The 14,942-nt window shown below is 73.2% G+C and carries 11 protein-coding genes; 5 read left to right on the plus strand and 6 right to left on the minus strand.

What is annotated here, in order from left to right; genetic code table 11:
* Positions 1-88: 88 nt before the first annotated feature.
* The 3 genes from OOK34_RS21185 to OOK34_RS21195 are packed head-to-tail and all read right to left on the minus strand — an operon-like array spanning position 89 to position 3,138.
* Complete coding sequence (locus tag OOK34_RS21185; protein ID WP_267035432.1) at positions 89-280, minus strand: hypothetical protein; 192 nt, start codon at positions 278-280, stop codon at positions 89-91.
* A gap of 56 nt (positions 281-336) precedes the next feature.
* Positions 337-795: a PaaI family thioesterase gene (locus OOK34_RS21190; RefSeq protein ID WP_267035433.1), complete on the minus strand. Its 459-nt coding sequence runs from the start codon at positions 793-795 to the stop codon at positions 337-339.
* A gap of 54 nt (positions 796-849) precedes the next feature.
* Positions 850-3,138, minus strand: a complete 2,289-nt coding sequence (locus OOK34_RS21195; RefSeq protein WP_267035434.1) for an FdhF/YdeP family oxidoreductase — start codon at positions 3,136-3,138, stop codon at positions 850-852.
* A 112-nt stretch (positions 3,139-3,250) separates the two neighbouring features.
* Between OOK34_RS21195 and polA the strand changes: the two genes are divergently transcribed.
* Positions 3,251-5,974 carry a DNA polymerase I gene (gene polA / locus OOK34_RS21200; RefSeq protein ID WP_267035435.1) on the plus strand — a complete coding sequence of 908 codons (2,724 nt, stop codon included), beginning with the start codon at positions 3,251-3,253 and terminating at the stop codon, positions 5,972-5,974.
* 38 nt (positions 5,975-6,012) lie between these two features.
* Here the strand turns inward: polA and OOK34_RS21205 are convergent, their stop codons facing one another.
* On the minus strand, positions 6,013-6,870 hold the full coding sequence (locus OOK34_RS21205) for a DUF4184 family protein (RefSeq protein ID WP_267035436.1): 858 nt from the start codon (positions 6,868-6,870) through the stop codon (positions 6,013-6,015).
* 145 nt (positions 6,871-7,015) lie between these two features.
* On the opposite strand from OOK34_RS21205, the gene OOK34_RS21210 reads away from it, so the two are divergent.
* The 3 genes from OOK34_RS21210 to OOK34_RS21220 all read left to right on the plus strand — a co-directional run bounded on the left by OOK34_RS21210 (position 7,016) and on the right by OOK34_RS21220 (position 9,528).
* Positions 7,016-8,233: a lytic transglycosylase domain-containing protein gene (locus OOK34_RS21210; RefSeq protein ID WP_267035437.1), complete on the plus strand. Its 1,218-nt coding sequence runs from the start codon at positions 7,016-7,018 to the stop codon at positions 8,231-8,233.
* Between the two features lie 148 nt (positions 8,234-8,381).
* Positions 8,382-8,522, plus strand: a complete 141-nt coding sequence (locus tag OOK34_RS21215) for an SPW_0924 family protein (protein WP_267035438.1) — start codon at positions 8,382-8,384, stop codon at positions 8,520-8,522.
* Between the two features lie 13 nt (positions 8,523-8,535).
* Positions 8,536-9,528 (plus strand): DUF3068 domain-containing protein, encoded by a 993-nt coding sequence (locus OOK34_RS21220; RefSeq protein ID WP_267035439.1) that lies wholly within the window; start codon positions 8,536-8,538, stop codon positions 9,526-9,528.
* Here the strand turns inward: OOK34_RS21220 and hrpB are convergent.
* Entirely contained in the window at positions 9,518-12,046 is a 2,529-nt protein-coding gene (gene hrpB, locus OOK34_RS21225; protein ID WP_267035440.1) for an ATP-dependent helicase HrpB, read from the minus strand. The two genes, OOK34_RS21220 and hrpB, sit on opposite strands and share 11 nt — an antisense overlap.
* 5 nt (positions 12,047-12,051) lie before the next feature.
* Positions 12,052-12,900 (minus strand): class I SAM-dependent methyltransferase, encoded by an 849-nt coding sequence (locus OOK34_RS21230; protein WP_267035441.1) that lies wholly within the window; start codon positions 12,898-12,900, stop codon positions 12,052-12,054.
* A 372-nt stretch (positions 12,901-13,272) separates the two neighbouring features.
* Here OOK34_RS21230 and rpsA point away from each other — a divergent pair, with 372 nt between their 5' ends.
* Positions 13,273-14,787: a 30S ribosomal protein S1 gene (gene rpsA, locus OOK34_RS21235; protein WP_007263497.1), complete on the plus strand. Its 1,515-nt coding sequence runs from the start codon at positions 13,273-13,275 to the stop codon at positions 14,785-14,787.
* Positions 14,788-14,942: the final 155 nt, after the last annotated feature.

Genomic DNA, 14,942 nt, shown 5'->3' on the forward strand with positions numbered 1-14,942 from the left:
GCGACGGTCCGGGGCGTACGGGGCCCCGTACGCGGGCTCTGGTGGCCCTGGGTGCCTTCTCCCGGCTCCACCGGGCCGATGCCGCCGCTCACTGCCAGGGGCCCTCGGTCGGGGTGCCCGAGCGGTGGCGCTCGGCGCAGCGGGCTCCGGCTTCGCGGGCGGCGCGGTCGCGGGTGGGGCCGGCGCAGCCCGTGAGGGCGGGGGTGAGGAGGGCGGCGGCCAGGAGCGCCGTCGCCGAGTGTGAGGCCGTGGCGCTCCGCGGCGCCGGTCCGGATCCCATGCGGGAACGCTAGACCGGCGCCGTGGGCTGCACAACGGCTCGTACCGGCCTGCTTGTTAAGACTCCGTGTCGCGCAGCAGGCAGGTGAGGCGGGCGGTGCAGACGCGGCGTTCCTGGTCGTCCGAGATCACGATCTCGTAGGTGGCGGTGGAGCGGCCCCGGTGGACGGGGGTGGCGACGCCGGTGACCAGGCCGGTGCGCGCGCCCCGGTGGTGGGTGCAGTTGAGGTCGACGCCGACGGCGATCTTCTTGATGCCGCCGTGCATCATCGCGCCGATCGAGCCGAGGGTTTCGGCCAGTACGGCGGAGGCGCCGCCGTGCAGGAGTCCGTAGGGCTGGGTGTTGCCCTTGACCGGCATCGTGGCGACGACGCGGTCGGCCGAGGCCTCCAGAATGCGGATCTCCATGCGTTCGCCGAGGTCGCCCGCCGAGAACAGCGCGGGCAGGTCTATGCCCAGGGCCGCGTACTCGTCGAGGACTTCCTGGGGGAACTTCACGGCATGCTGCTCGCCCATGGGCCTGCTCCGTTCGTCAACGATCGTTAACCAGTGTGTGCTGGGGCCGTTCTATCAGGCCGGTTCGAAGCGCACGACGACGGACTTGCTCGCGGGGGTGTTGCTGGTGTCGGCGGTGGAGTCGAGGGGGACCAGGACGTTGGTCTCCGGGTAGTAGGCGGCGGCGCAGCCGCGCGCGGTGGGGTAGTGGACGACCCGGAAGCCGGGGGCGCGCCGCTCGACGCCGTCCTTCCACTCGCCGACCAGGTCGGTGTACGAGCCGTCGGCGAGGCCGAGCTCGGCCGCGTCCTCGGGGTTGACCAGGACCACGCGGCGGCCGCCGGTGATGCCGCGGTAGCGGTCGTCGAGGCCGTAGATGGTGGTGTTGTACTGGTCGTGGCTGCGCAGGGTCTGCAGGAGCAGCCGCCCGGCCGGGAGGTGCGGGTACTCGACGGGGGCGGCGGTGAAGTTGGCCTTGCCGGTCTTCGTCGGGAAGCGGCGCTCGTCGCGCGGGCCGTGGGGGAGCTGGAAGCCGCCGGGGTGGGCGACGCGGGCGTTGAAGTCCTCGAAGCCGGGGATCACACGGGCGATCCGGTCGCGGATGGCCGCGTAGTCCTTTTCGAACTCCTCCCACGGGGTCGTGGAGGCCGCGCCGAGGACGGCGCGCGCCATGCGGGCGACGATGGCGGGCTCGGAGAGCAGGTGGGGGGAGGCGGGGGCGAGGTTGCCGCGGGAGGAGTGGACCATGCCCATGGAGTCCTCGACGGTCACGAACTGCGCTGTGCCCTTCTTGCCGGGAGCGCCGGCCCGGACGTCCTTGTCGGTGCGGCCGAGGGTGGGCAGGATCAGGGCGCGCCGGCCGGTGACCACGTGGGAGCGGTTGAGCTTGGTGGAGACGTGGACGGTGAGGGAGGCGCGGCGGATGGCGGCCTCGGTGACCGCGGTGTCGGGGGTGGCGGCGACGAAGTTGCCGCCCATGGCGAAGAGGACCTTGGCCTTGCCGTCGCGCAGGGCCTGGATGGAGCGGACCACGTCGTAGCCGTGCTCGCGGGGCGAGGTGATGCCGAATTCCTTGTCGAGGGCGTCGAGGAAGGCGGGGGCGGGGCGTTCGAAGATCCCCATGGTGCGGTCGCCCTGGACGTTGGAGTGGCCGCGGACGGGGCAGACGCCGGCGCCGGGGCGGCCGATGTTCCCGCGCAGCAGGAGGAGGTTGACGACCTCGCGGATGGTGGCGACGGAGTGCTTGTGCTGGGTGAGGCCCATGGCCCAGCAGATGATGGTGCGCTTCGAGGCCAGGATCATGGCCAGGGCGCGCTCGATCTCGGGGCGGGTCAGGCCGGTGGCGGTGAGGGTCTCGTCCCAGTCGGTGTCCTTGGCGGCGGCCGCGAAGGCCTCGTAGCCGTGGGTGTGCTCGCGGATGAAGGCCTCGTCGAGGGCGCCGTCCGTCTCGAGGACGAGCTTGTTCAGGAGGCGGAAGAGGGCCTGGTCGCCGCCGATGCGGATCTGGAGGAAGAGGTCGTTGAGGGCGGTGCCCTTGAGCATGCCGAGGGGGCTCTGCGGGTTCTTGAACCGCTCCATGCCGGCCTCGGGCAGCGGATTCACCGAGATGATCTTCGCGCCGGCTTCCTTGGCCTTCTCCAGCGCGGAGAGCATGCGGGGGTGGTTGGTGCCCGGGTTCTGTCCCGCCACGATGATCAGGTCGGCCTGGTGGAGGTCTTCGAGGGAGACGCTGCCCTTGCCGATGCCGATGGTCTCGTTCAGCGCGGAGCCCGAGGACTCGTGGCACATGTTGGAGCAGTCCGGCAGGTTGTTGGTGCCGAACTCGCGGGCGAAGAGCTGGAAGAGGAACGCGGCCTCGTTGCTGGTGCGGCCCGAGGTGTAGAAGAGGGCTTCGTCGGGGGAGGACAGGGCCCGCAGCTCTTCGGCGATGATCGCGAAGGCCTGCTTCCAGCTGACCGGCTCGTACCGGTCCGCGCCTTCCGGCAGGTACATGGGGTGGGTGAGCCGGCCCTGCTGGCCGAGCCAGTAGCCGCTGCGGGCGGCGAGCTCGGACACCGGGTGGGCGGCGAAGAAGTCCGGGGTGACCCGGCGCAGCGTGGCCTCCTCGGCGACGGCCTTGGCGCCGTTCTCGCAGAACTCCGCCGTGTGCCGCTTGTCGCCCTCGGGCCAGGCGCAGCCCGGACAGTCGAAGCCGTCCTTCTGGTTGACCTTGAGGAGGGTTCGCGCGGTGCGGCGCAGGCCCATCTGCTCCTGGGCGATCTTCAGGGTGTGCGCGATCGCGGGCAGGCCCGCCGCGGCATGCTGAGGGGGGCCGATGTGCGGCGCGTCCTGTACCGGATCACCTGCGGGCGGCTTGGTGGCCATGTCGCTCCCCTTCGAGCTGTTTCGCGTACACGTCCGATCCTGTCACGCTCCGCCGACAACGCCGCCGCCGCCGACGTCGGGATTGTCGGTGGGGGCACCTAGGATCGGGGGCGTGGCAGAGACAGCATCGAAGAAGACCGACCAGCCGACCGCAGCGGACCGCCCCCGCCTGATGCTCATGGACGGGCACTCCCTGGCGTACCGGGCGTTCTTCGCGCTGCCCGCGGAGAACTTCACGACGGCGACGGGCCAGCCGACCAATGCCATCTACGGCTTCGCGTCGATGCTGGCGAACACGCTGCGCGACGAGGCGCCCACGCACTTCGCGGTGGCGTTCGACGTGTCCCGCAAGACGTGGCGCACGACGGAGTTCCCCGAGTACAAGGCGAACCGCTCCAAGACCCCCGACGAGTTCAAGGGGCAGGTCGAGCTGATCGGCGAGCTGCTCGACGCGATGAAGGTGCCGCGGTTCGCCGTCGACGGCTTCGAGGCCGACGACGTGATCGCGACGCTGGCGACGCAGGCCGAGGCCCTCGGCTTCGACGTGCTGATCGTCACCGGCGACCGGGACTCCTTCCAGCTGGTCTCCGAGCACACCACGGTGCTGTACCCCACGAAGGGCGTCTCCGAGCTGACCCGCTTCACCCCGGCGAAGGTCGAGGAGAAGTACGGGCTCACCCCGCAGCAGTACCCGGACTTCGCGGCGCTGCGCGGCGACCCGTCGGACAACCTCCCCGGCATCCCGGGCGTCGGCGAGAAGACCGCCGCCAAGTGGATCACCCAGTTCGGGTCGTTCGCGGAGCTGGTGGAGCGGGCCGACGAGGTCAAGGGCAAGGCCGGGCAGAACTTCCGGGACCACCTGGAGGCCGTGAAGCTCAACCGGGTCCTGACCGAGATGGTCAAGGACGTGGAGCTGCCCAAGACCCCCGCGGACCTGGCTCGCCTCCCGTACGACCGGTCCGCCATGCTCGGCGTACTGGACGTGCTGGAGATCCGCAACGCCTCGCTGCGCGAGCGGCTGCTGGCCGTGGACCCGGGCGCGGCCGAGGAAGAGGCCCCGGCTCCGGCCGCGGCGGCTGTGGAGCTGGACGCCTCCGTGCTGGGCGCGGGCGAGCTCGCGCCGTGGCTCGAGGCCCACGCGGGCGGCCCGCTGGGCGTCTCCACCGTCGACAGCTGGATGCTGGGCACGGGCAACGTCAGCGAGATCGCGCTGGCCTCGGCCGGCGGCGCGGCCGCCTGGTTCGAGCCGTCCGCGCTGGACGAGGCCGACGACCGGGCCTTCGCCGCCTGGGCCGCCGACCCGGCGCGCCCCAAGGTGGTGCACAACGCCAAGGGCCTGATGCGGGTCTTCCCGGAGCACGGCTGGAACCTGGCGGGCGTCACCATGGACACCGCGCTCGCCGCGTACCTGGTCAAGCCGGGCCGGCGCTCCTTCGCGCTGGACGTGCTGTCCAACGAGTACCTGCACCGGGAGCTGGCGCCCCCGGCCGCCGACGGTCAGCTGGCCTTCGGCGCCGACGAGACCGCCGAGGCGGACGCCCTGATGGCGCAGGCCCGCGCGGTCCTGGACCTGGGCGACGCCTTCACGGCGAAGCTGGAGGAGGTCGGCGCGGTCGAGCTGCTCCACGACATGGAGCTGCCCACCTCCGAGCTGCTGGCCCGCCTGGAGCGGGCGGGCATCGCCGCCGACCGGGACCACCTGGAGGGCATGGAGCAGCAGTTCGCGGGCGCCGTGCAGCAGGCGGTCAAGGAGGCCCACGCGGCGGTCGGCCACGAGTTCAACCTCGGCTCGCCCAAGCAGCTCCAGGAGGTGTTCTTCGGCGAGCTGGACCTGCCGAAGACGAAGAAGACCAAGACCGGCTACACCACGGACGCGGACGCGCTGGCCTGGCTGGCCACGCAGACCGACCACGAACTGCCGGTGATCATGCTCCGCCACCGGGAGCAGGCCAAGCTGCGGGTGACCGTCGAGGGCCTGGTCAAGGCGATCGCCGCCGACGGCCGGGTGCACACCAGCTTCAGCCAGACCGTCGCCGCGACGGGCCGGCTGTCCTCCACCGACCCCAACCTGCAGAACGTGCCGGTGCGCACCGACGAGGGCCGTGCCATCCGCCGCGGCTTCGTCGTCGGCGAGGGCTACGAGTCCCTCATGACCGCCGACTACAGCCAGATCGAGCTGCGCGTCATGGCCCACCTCTCCGAGGACGAGGGCCTGATCGAGGCCTTCGTGTCCGGCGAGGACCTGCACACCACCGTCGCCTCGCAGGTGTTCGGCGTGGAGCGCTCCCAGGTCGACGCCGAGATGCGCCGCAAGATCAAGGCCATGTCGTACGGCCTGGCGTACGGACTGTCCGCCTTCGGTCTGGCGCAGCAGCTGAACATCGAGCCCGCCGAGGCGCGCGGGCTGATGGACACCTTCTTCGAGCGGTTCGGCGGGGTCCGCGACTACCTCGAGCGGGTGGTCGACGAGGCCCGGGCGACCGGCTACACGGCGACGGTCTTCGGCCGCCGCCGCTACCTGCCGGACCTCAACAGCGACAACCGCCAGCGCCGGGAGGCCGCCGAGCGGATGGCGCTCAACGCCCCGATCCAGGGCACCGCCGCCGATATCGTCAAGGTCGCCATGCTGCGCGTGGACAAGGCCCTCGCCGAGGCCGGGCTGACCTCGCGGATGCTGCTCCAGGTCCACGACGAAATCGTCCTGGAGATCGCCCCCGGCGAGCGCGAGCGCGTCGAGGAGCTGCTCCGCCGGGAGATGGCCGCGGCCGTCGAACTGCGGGCCCCGCTGGACGTGTCCGTGGGCGTCGGCGGCGACTGGGAGTCCGCCGCGCACTGATCCGCCCGCGCCTGCCCGTGCCCGAGCGCCCGTCCCCGCTACGCGATGGGGACGGGCGTTCGCGTGTGGTGGTCCGGGCGGGGGCGGTCCCGGTCGGGGCGGTGGCGCAGGCGCACGAGGGCCCCGTAGAGCAGCAGCCCGACGGCGAGGCCGCCGCCCGCGCCGAAGCAGACGGTCGGGATGATGTCGAGAGGGGTGCGGACCCGGTCGAAGAACGTGAAGAAGCGGATCACCCGCAGCGTGATCCCCACCGCCACGCATCCCCCGACCAGGGCCAGCGCGCCCCACCGCTCCGCGCGGCCGAGCACCGGTACGGAGGCGGGCGCGGGCGAGACCGGCAGCCGCCGCAGGCCGGTCACCGCGAACCAGAGCAGCGCGCAGGCGGCGAGCGCCGAGGAGCCGTACTGGAGGTAGGAGTAGAGGGGCAGGCCGAAGGCGAGGGGCCGGCCCAGGTCCGGCAGCGCGTTCGTCCCCCAGCGGTCCATGTGCGTGAAGCTGTCCCACACCACGTGCGTCAGCGAGCCGGCGACCGCAGAGAGGTAGAACCAGAGCGCGAGCGCGGGCAGCCGGCGCCCCCGCCAGCGTTCCCCGCGGACGAAGGCGTGCGCCCTGCCCCGCCAGCCGGACGGCAGCAGCGCGATCAGCGGCTCGCGCAGCAGCAGCCAGCAGGCCGCGAGGAGCGCGGTCAGGACGGCGTCCACGGTGACCACCCCGGGCAGGGAGTGCGCGAAGTGGCCGTAGCCCATGACGCCCCGCACGATCGCGTCGGCGAAGTAGAAGGTGTCGGGTGCGAACGACCCCAGGACGAGCGCCGAGGCGACCAGCGGCCCCCGGGCCCTCCCGGCCCGGTGTATGGCCGGAAGTACGGCGGCCGCGTGGCTGAGAGTGAACGGCACGGTGTCTCCTCGGGCTTTCGGCGTCCGGACAGTATGCGCGAGCTGCGCAGGCACGTGGGGATGTGGTGAATTCCGCGCCGCAGTCCGTGCCCTGTGCAGGGAGCTGACGTAGGGTCACGCGGACGTCTAGGGGAGGGGTCCGCTCATGGCGGCACGAATATTCGGACGCGGGCTGCGCAGGGGAGCGGCCGCGGCTCTGGTCTCGGCGCTGGTGGCGGCCGCCATGACGGCCTCACAGGCCCCGGCGGGCGCCGACCAGGAGCGGACGGCGGCGGCCGGGGAGGGCGCCGAACAGCCGCTTCCGGTGGCCGCGGGAAGCGGCGGTGACTCCACCTACTTCACCGAACTGCCGCCGCTGGTGAGCCCCGAGCCGCCGGCCGTCGTCCTGCCGGTGGAGGGGCAGCCGGCCGCCGGAGCGCAGCCCGCGCCCGTGCCGACGCCTGCGCCGGCCGCGGCGGCGGTGGCCCAGCCGGTGGTGGAGGGCGCGCAGGGGATACCGGCGAGCGTGCTCGCCGCGTACCGGCAGGCGGAGCAGCGGCTGGCGGCGAACGACCCCGGGTGCGGGCTGCGCTGGCAGCTGCTCGCGGCGATCGGCAAGGTCGAGTCGGGGCAGGCGCGCAGCGGACAGGTCGACACCGCCGGGACCACCCTGCGCCCCATCCTGGGCCCGGTGCTCGACGGCAACGGCTTCGCGAACATCTCCGACACGGACGGCGGGGCCTACGACGGCGACGCCCGCTACGACCGGGCCGTCGGGCCGATGCAGTTCATCCCGTCCACCTGGGCGGCGTGGGGCCAGGACGCGAACGGCGACGGGCGGCGCGACCCGAACAACATCCACGACGCCGCGCTGGCGGCCGGGCGCTACCTGTGCGCGGGCAGCCGGGACCTGCGGGTGTCGGCGGACCTGGACCGGGCCGTGCTCTCCTACAACCAGTCCGGGGAGTACCTGCGCACGGTGCGGTCCTGGTTCACGTACTACCTCCAGGGGGCGCACGAGGTCCCGGACGCGAGCGGTGGCGGTACGGGCGCGGGCGCCCCGGCGGGCCGGCCGGCGGACCCGAAGCCGAAGCCCGAGCCGTCCCCGACGCCGTCCCCGAAGCCCACCCCGTCCCCGACACCGACGCCGACCCCGACTCCGTCCCCGAAGCCCACGCCGACGCCGAGTCCGACCCCGACGCCGAGTCAGAAGCCCACGCCCACGCCGAGCCCCACGCCCACCCCCACCTCGAAGCCCACGCCGTCCCCGACGCCGACCCCGACTCCGACGTCCAGCCCCAGCCCCACGCGGGCCCCCGCCCCCACGGCGTCCCCCACCGCGCCGAAGGCGAGCCCCACTCCGACGCCCACCCCGGCCCCTTAGCGGGCGTCCCGCCGCGAGGCCCGTAGTCCCGACCCGTAGTCGCCGCCCGCACCCCGGCGGCGACTACGGGTCCAGACGGTTCTCATCTCACCCCCGCGTTGCTACGGTACGCCTCCCTGACGCCCCATCAGATTCCGGAGGCCCCGCCATGCGCGCACTCGCCGCCGCCGCCATCGGGCTGGCCGCCGCGCTGGTCCTCGTCCTCGCCGTCACGGCGGCGGGGGCGCCGGAAGGCACGACCTCACCCAGGCCGCTGCTCACCACCGCGCCCGCCGCGCCCGGAAAGTAGAGGAGGCCCGGCCGTGCGACGCAGAGCGAGCCTCGTGCTCCTTGCCCTGGCCGTGTTCTGCGCGGCCCTCTCGCCGCTGCTGCGCTGGTACGCGTACCCCCGGCTCGCCAAGATCCCGCCGAGCCAGTACCAGGAGGTGGTCCTGGAGGCCAAGGACGCGACCCTCCTCGACTACGCGGGCGGAATGCAGCCCAAGAAGGTCGACAAGGTCACGATCGTCCAGACCCTCAAGGGCAACGTCGAGGCGTCGAAGGAGATCGAGGCCGACGCGGGCAAGGACGTGGTCGTGTGGGACACGCTCACCCACATCATCGGCCCGGACGGGAAGATGGTCTCCCGGATCCCCGAGCGCTACATCTTCGACGCCCACACCCAGGACCCCGTGCACGCCACCGGGGAGATGGTCGACGGGGACCCGGTCAAGCGCGAGGGCATCGAGTTCAAATGGCCCTTCTTCACCGAGCCGCGCGACTACCTCTACTTCGACGCGCAGACCCGCACCGCGTCGCCGATCCACTACGTCGGACCGCGCACCTACCGGGGCATGGACGTCTACTACTTCGAGCAGACCGTCCCGTGGACCAAGGTCCCCATGCCGAAGAAGATGCCGATCGAGGGCATCGACCCGGCGACCATCGAGCAGAGCACCGGCACCACCCTCTGGTACACCGTCAAGGCCAGGTTCTGGGTCGACCCGGTGACCGGCGCGCCCGTCAACGCCGAGCAGGACATCCAGCAGGAGATGCGCGGCGGCATCGCGGCCGGCGCCCCCGACGGCAGGCTCACCGCCTTCGCCGGGCACGTCACGATGCGCGAGGACTACGCGAAGTACACCGTCGACCTGGTCTCCGCCAACCGTACGAAGGTCCTCGCGCTGCACACCTACGCGCCGGCCGGCCTCGCCCTGGGCGGGATGGCGCTCCTCGCGGCCGCCCTCTGGCTGGAAGCCCGGGGACGGCGCGCCAGGGGCGGCGGCGGGGAGGCGGACGGGGGCGTCAGCGCCTGAGCCGGGCGTTGGTGTGCCGGGTGGGCTCGGCCGTCGCCGGATCCTCGGGCCAGGGGTGCTTGGGGTAGCGGCCGCGCAGCTCGGCGCGGACGGCGCGGTAGCCGCCCTGCCAGAAGGAGGCGAGGTCGGCGGTGACGGCGGCCGGCCGGCCCGCCGGCGACAGGAGGTGGACCAGCACCGGCACCCCCGCCACGCGCGGGGTCTCGGCCAGCCCGAACAGCTCCTGGAGCTTCACCGCGAGCACCGGCTGCTCGGCCGTGTAGTCGACGCGGATCCGGGAACCACTGGGGACCTCGATCCGTTCGGGGGCCAGTTCGTCGAGCCGGGCGGCCTCCCCGGTGGCCCAGGGCAGCAGCCGGTTCAGGGCCTGCCCGGCGTCGATGCGGCCCAGGTCGGCGCGGCGGCGGGCGCGCGACAGCTCGGGCTCCAGCCAGTCGTCGGCCCGCTCCAGCAGGGCCCCGTCGTCCGCTACGTCCGGCCAGGCGCCGCCGAGCGTGCGGTGCAGGAAGCCCAGCCGGGCCCGGAGCGCCCGCGCGTCCGCGGACCAGCGCAGCAGGTCCAGCCCCTCGGCGCGCAGCCCGTCCAGCAGGGCGGTCCGCACCAGCGCCGGAGCGGGGTCTCGCAGCGGGCGCGCGACCAGCTCGATCGCCCCGAGCCGCTCGGTGGCGCGGGCGACCAGGTCCCCGCCCTCCCAGTGGACCTCCTCCCCGGAGGCCAGCAGGTGCGCAGCGGCGGCCCGGGCGGTGTCCTCGTCGACGACCGCCGCCAGCCGGACCCGCGCGGACGCCGAGTGCGGGGCCCGGTCGGCGACGGCCACGGCCAGCCAGGCGGCGCTGCGCAGCCCCGACCCGTCACCGAGCTCGGCCCCGGTCCCGGAGGCCATGAGGAACGCCCCCGCGCCCCGGGCCTTCGCGACGCGCTCCGGGAACGCCAGCGCGGCCACGAGCCCGGCGGCGGCGTCGTCGGAGAGCGGGCCGCTGCCCGGGGGCGCGGACCCCGCGGGGTCCTCGGCAGCGGTGGCCCGCTCCAGCCGGCGGGCTTCCGCGCGCCAGCGGCCCGCGTACGCGTCGCCGCCCCGCCGGGCCGCCCGCCAGGCACCGGCCAGGTCGTCCCCGTACTCGCGCGGCGGCTCCTCGCTCAGCAGCGCCACCACCTCCGCGGCCCGCCGCGCGCCCAGCGTCCCGGCGCCGTCCAGCAGCGCCCGCGCCAGCCGCGGGTGCAGCCCCAGCCGGGCGGTCCGCAGCCCGCGCGGCGTCGGCCGCCCGGCGGCGTCCACCGCCCCGACGGCCGCGAGCACCTCCCGGGCGGCGGCCATGGCCCCGGCCGGCGGCTGGTCCAGCAGGGCCAGCCCGGTGGCCTCCGGGTCACCCCAGCAGGCGGCCTGCAACGCGAACTGCGCGAGGTCCGCGATCCGGATCTCGGGGGCGGGGAAGGCGGGCAGCCGGGCGTCCTCCGCCTCGGCCCAGCACCGGTACACCGCCCCCGGCGCCTCCCGCCCGGCCCGGCCCGCCCGCTGGCGGCCCGCCGCGCGGGAAGCCCGTACGGTCGCCAGCGCGCCCAGCCCCCGGGCGTGGTCCACGCGGGGCTCACGGGCCAGCCCGGAGTCCACGACCACCCGTACGCCCGGCACGGTCAGGCTCGATTCCGCGACGGCGGTGGAGAGGATCACCCGGCGGTGCGCCGAGGCGGTCAGCGCCGCGTCCTGCACCGCGGCCGGCGCCCGGCCGTGCACCTGGAGCACCTCCGCGTCCACCCCGCCCAGCTGCCCGGCGACCCGGGCGATCTCACCCACGCCGGGCAGGAAGCACAGCACGTCGCCGGAACGTTCCGCCAGGGCCCGGCGGACCACCGAGGCCACATGCGTGAGCTGCGCCGGATCCACCCGCATCCCGTGCGGCGGCCGCACCGGCCGGGCCGGCGGCGCCCACACGGTCTCCACCGGGTGGGCGACCCCGGCGGCCTCGACCACCGGAGCGTCCCCCAGCAGCCGGGCCCAGCCCGCCGCGTCGGTCGTCGCCGAAGCCGCCACCAGGCGGAGCTCCGGGCGCAGGGTCTCCCGTACGTCCAGCAGGAAGGCGGCGACGGTGTCGGCGTCCAGGTGCCGCTCGTGGCACTCGTCCAGGACCACCACGTCCACCCCGGCCAGCTCCTGGTCGCGCTGGAGGCGCTGGAGCAGCACCCCGGTGGTCACCACCTCCACGACCGTGTCCCGGCCCACGACCCGCTCCCCGCGCACGGTGAAGCCGACCGGGCCGCCGACGGCCCCGCCCAGCAGCCACGCCATCCGGCGCGCCGCCGCCCGGGCGGCGATCCGCCGGGGCTCGGCGACGACCACCCGGCGCCGTGGACCCCCGCCCACCAGCCCGGCCAGCACCAGCGGCACGAGCGTGGTCTTGCCGGTGCCGGGCGGGGCGCACAGCACCGCCGTGCCCCGGGCGTCCAGCGCCGACACGAGCGCGGGCACGGCCTCCCGTACGGGAAGGGAGTCGAGGGCGGCCTGGCGGAGCTGGCGGTTCAACGGGGTCAGTCCCTCTCGCAGACGAAGATCGCGGTGCCCGGGATCAGGTTGCCGCGCAGCGGGGACCAGCCGCCCCACTCCTGGCTGTTCCACTCCGGCCACTCCGGCTCCACCAGGTCCAGCAGGCGGAAGCCGCCGGCCACCACGTCCCGGACCCGGTCGCCGATCGTGCGGTGGTGCTCGACGTAGACGGCCTGCCCCCGCTCGTCCTGTTCCACGTACGGGGTCCGGTCGAAGTAGGAGGCGGAGACCGAGAGCCCCTCGGGGCCGGGCTCGTCGGGGAAGGCCCAGCGGATCGGGTGGGTGACCGAGAAGACCCAGCGGCCGCCGGGACGCAGGACGCGGCGCACCTCCCGCATGACGTTCACCGGGTCGGCGACGAAGGGGACGGCCCCGTACGCGGAGCAGGCGAGGTCGAAGGAGCCGTCGCGGAAGGGCAGCCTCCCGGCGTCGGCCTCGACGAGCGGGACGTCCCCGCCGATGCGCAGGGCGTGCTGGAGCTGGCGGTGGGAGAGGTCGAGCGCCACCGGGCGGGCGCCCCGGGCGGCGAGCCAGCGCGAGCACTGGGCGGCGCCGGCGCCGATCTCCAGGACGTCCTTGCCCTTGAGGGAGGCGGCGGGGCCCAGCAGTGCGGCCTCCGCCTCGTCGAGGCCCTCGGGCCCCCAGACGAAGCGGTCGTCGCCCAGGAACGCGCCGTGGTCGTTCTGGTACTCGTCGGCGTTGCGGTCCCACCAGCCGCGGCTCGCGCGGCTGCTCTCCGCCTCGCCGGCGTCACGCCGGGTGGCCTCGGCGTCGTCCTCGGCCGCGCTGTCGGCCTCGTACGCGTCTTCGGGGGCGTAGTCCTCTTGGTTCATGGGGCCCGTCGTCGTAGTCTGCGGATGGCTGGAGGGTTCGGCCGGCCGGGACACGTGTGCGGATTGCCCATCACCGGGTCCCCGCCCACGAATTGCGCCGGTTATGCGGTGATCTGCCCGCGGTGTGCGCCTTCGCGCATTGACCCTGTCCGGCTGCCCCCGTATGCTACAAGTTGCGCTGCGAGCCTGTGCTCCTCAGACCTAGCAGGCTGCGCTTGCATCTGTTGATGTCCCCTCGGTTTTCGAGGCCCTTCCTCCCTTCGGGGAATCAGGGGCTTCCTTGGCTGTCCGGCTTCTTCGGCAGATGCCGATAAGGGCTCCCGGCGTAGCAGTACCTACGACTTTCTGTCCGTAACCGGAGCCCTTTCCCACATGACGAGCAGCACCGAGACCACCGCCACCACCCCTCCGCAGGTAGCGGTCAACGACATCGGTAACGCGGAAGCCTTCCTGGCCGCGATCGACGAGACGATCAAGTACTTCAACGACGGCGACATCGTCGACGGCGTCATCGTGAAGGTCGACCGGGACGAGGTCCTGCTCGACATCGGTTACAAGACCGAAGGCGTGATCCCGAGCCGCGAGCTCTCGATCAAGCACGACGTCGACCCGAACGAGGTCGTCAAGGTCGGCGACGAGATCGAGGCCCTGGTTCTCCAGAAGGAGGACAAGGAAGGCCGCCTGATCCTGTCCAAGAAGCGCGCTCAGTACGAGCGTGCCTGGGGCACGATCGAGAAGATCAAGGAAGAAGACGGCATCGTCACCGGTACCGTCATCGAGGTCGTCAAGGGTGGTCTCATCCTCGACATCGGCCTCCGTGGCTTCCTGCCGGCCTCCCTCGTCGAGATGCGCCGCGTCCGCGACCTCCAGCCCTACGTGGGCAAGGAGCTCGAGGCGAAGATCATCGAGCTGGACAAGAACCGCAACAACGTGGTCCTGTCCCGCCGTGCCTGGCTCGAGCAGACCCAGTCCGAGGTTCGCCAGACGTTCCTCACCACCCTGCAGAAGGGTCAGGTCCGCTCCGGCGTCGTCTCCTCGATCGTCAACTTCGGTGCCTTCGTGGACCTGGGCGGCGTCGACGGTCTCGTGCACGTCTCCGAGCTGTCCTGGAAGCACATCGACCACCCGTCCGAGGTTGTCGAGGTCGGCCAGGAGGTCACCGTCGAGGTTCTCGACGTTGACATGGACCGCGAGCGCGTCTCCCTGTCGCTGAAGGCGACGCAGGAGGACCCGTGGCAGCAGTTCGCCCGGACCCACCAGATCGGTCAGGTCGTCCCGGGTAAGGTCACCAAGCTGGTTCCGTTCGGTGCGTTCGTCCGCGTGGACGAGGGCATCGAGGGTCTGGTCCACATCTCCGAGCTGGCCGAGCGCCACGTGGAGATCCCGGAGCAGGTCGTCCAGGTCAACGACGAGATCTTCGTCAAGGTCATCGACATCGACCTCGAGCGTCGCCGGATCTCGCTGTCCCTGAAGCAGGCCAACGAGTCCTTCGGTGCCGACCCGGCGTCGGTCGAGTTCGACCCGACCCTGTACGGCATGGCCGCGTCCTACGACGACCAGGGCAACTACATCTACCCCGAGGGCTTCGACCCCGAGACCAACGACTGGCTCGAGGGCTACGAGACCCAGCGCGAGACGTGGGAGCGCCAGTACGCCGAGGCGCAGGTCCGCTTCGAGCAGCACCAGGCCCAGGTCATCAAGAGCCGCGAGGCCGACGAGGCCGCTGCCGCCGAGGGCGCTGCCGCCCCGGCCGCCGGTGGCAACGCCGGTGCGGGCGTCTCGGGTGGTTCGTACTCCTCCGAGGGTGCGGACGAGACCTCCGGCGCCCTGGCGTCGGACGAGGCCCTGGCCGCGCTCCGCGAGAAGCTGGCCGGCGGCCAGAGCTGATCGCAGCGCATCGCACTCCGGTGTGAGCTGAGCTGAACGACGAGGCCCGTCCCCTTCGGGGGGCGGGCCTCGCCGCGTTGGCCCAGCGCGTTGGGTTCGTCGCGTTGCGTTTCTGTTAATGAGCCCAACTGGGGAATGGTGGCGCCGCCTTGGAC

Source organism: Streptomyces sp. NBC_00091, assembly GCF_026343185.1.
In the GTDB taxonomy this organism is placed as follows: domain Bacteria; phylum Actinomycetota; class Actinomycetes; order Streptomycetales; family Streptomycetaceae; genus Streptomyces.

Bases quoted from the DNA above. Each gene is read 5' to 3' on its own strand.
- OOK34_RS21185 (WP_267035432.1), bottom strand. From the start codon at position 280: ATGGGATCCGGACCGGCGCCGCGGAGCGCCACGGCCTCACACTCGGCG.
- OOK34_RS21190 (WP_267035433.1), bottom strand. From the start codon at position 795: ATGGGCGAGCAGCATGCCGTGAAGTTCCCCCAGGAAGTCCTCGACGAG.
- OOK34_RS21195 (WP_267035434.1), bottom strand. From the start codon at position 3,138: ATGGCCACCAAGCCGCCCGCAGGTGATCCGGTACAGGACGCGCCGCAC.
- OOK34_RS21210 (WP_267035437.1), top strand. From the start codon at position 7,016: ATGGCGGCACGAATATTCGGACGCGGGCTGCGCAGGGGAGCGGCCGCG.
- OOK34_RS21215 (WP_267035438.1), top strand. From the start codon at position 8,382: ATGCGCGCACTCGCCGCCGCCGCCATCGGGCTGGCCGCCGCGCTGGTC.
- OOK34_RS21230 (WP_267035441.1), bottom strand. From the start codon at position 12,900: ATGAACCAAGAGGACTACGCCCCCGAAGACGCGTACGAGGCCGACAGC.
- rpsA (WP_007263497.1), top strand. From the start codon at position 13,273: ATGACGAGCAGCACCGAGACCACCGCCACCACCCCTCCGCAGGTAGCG.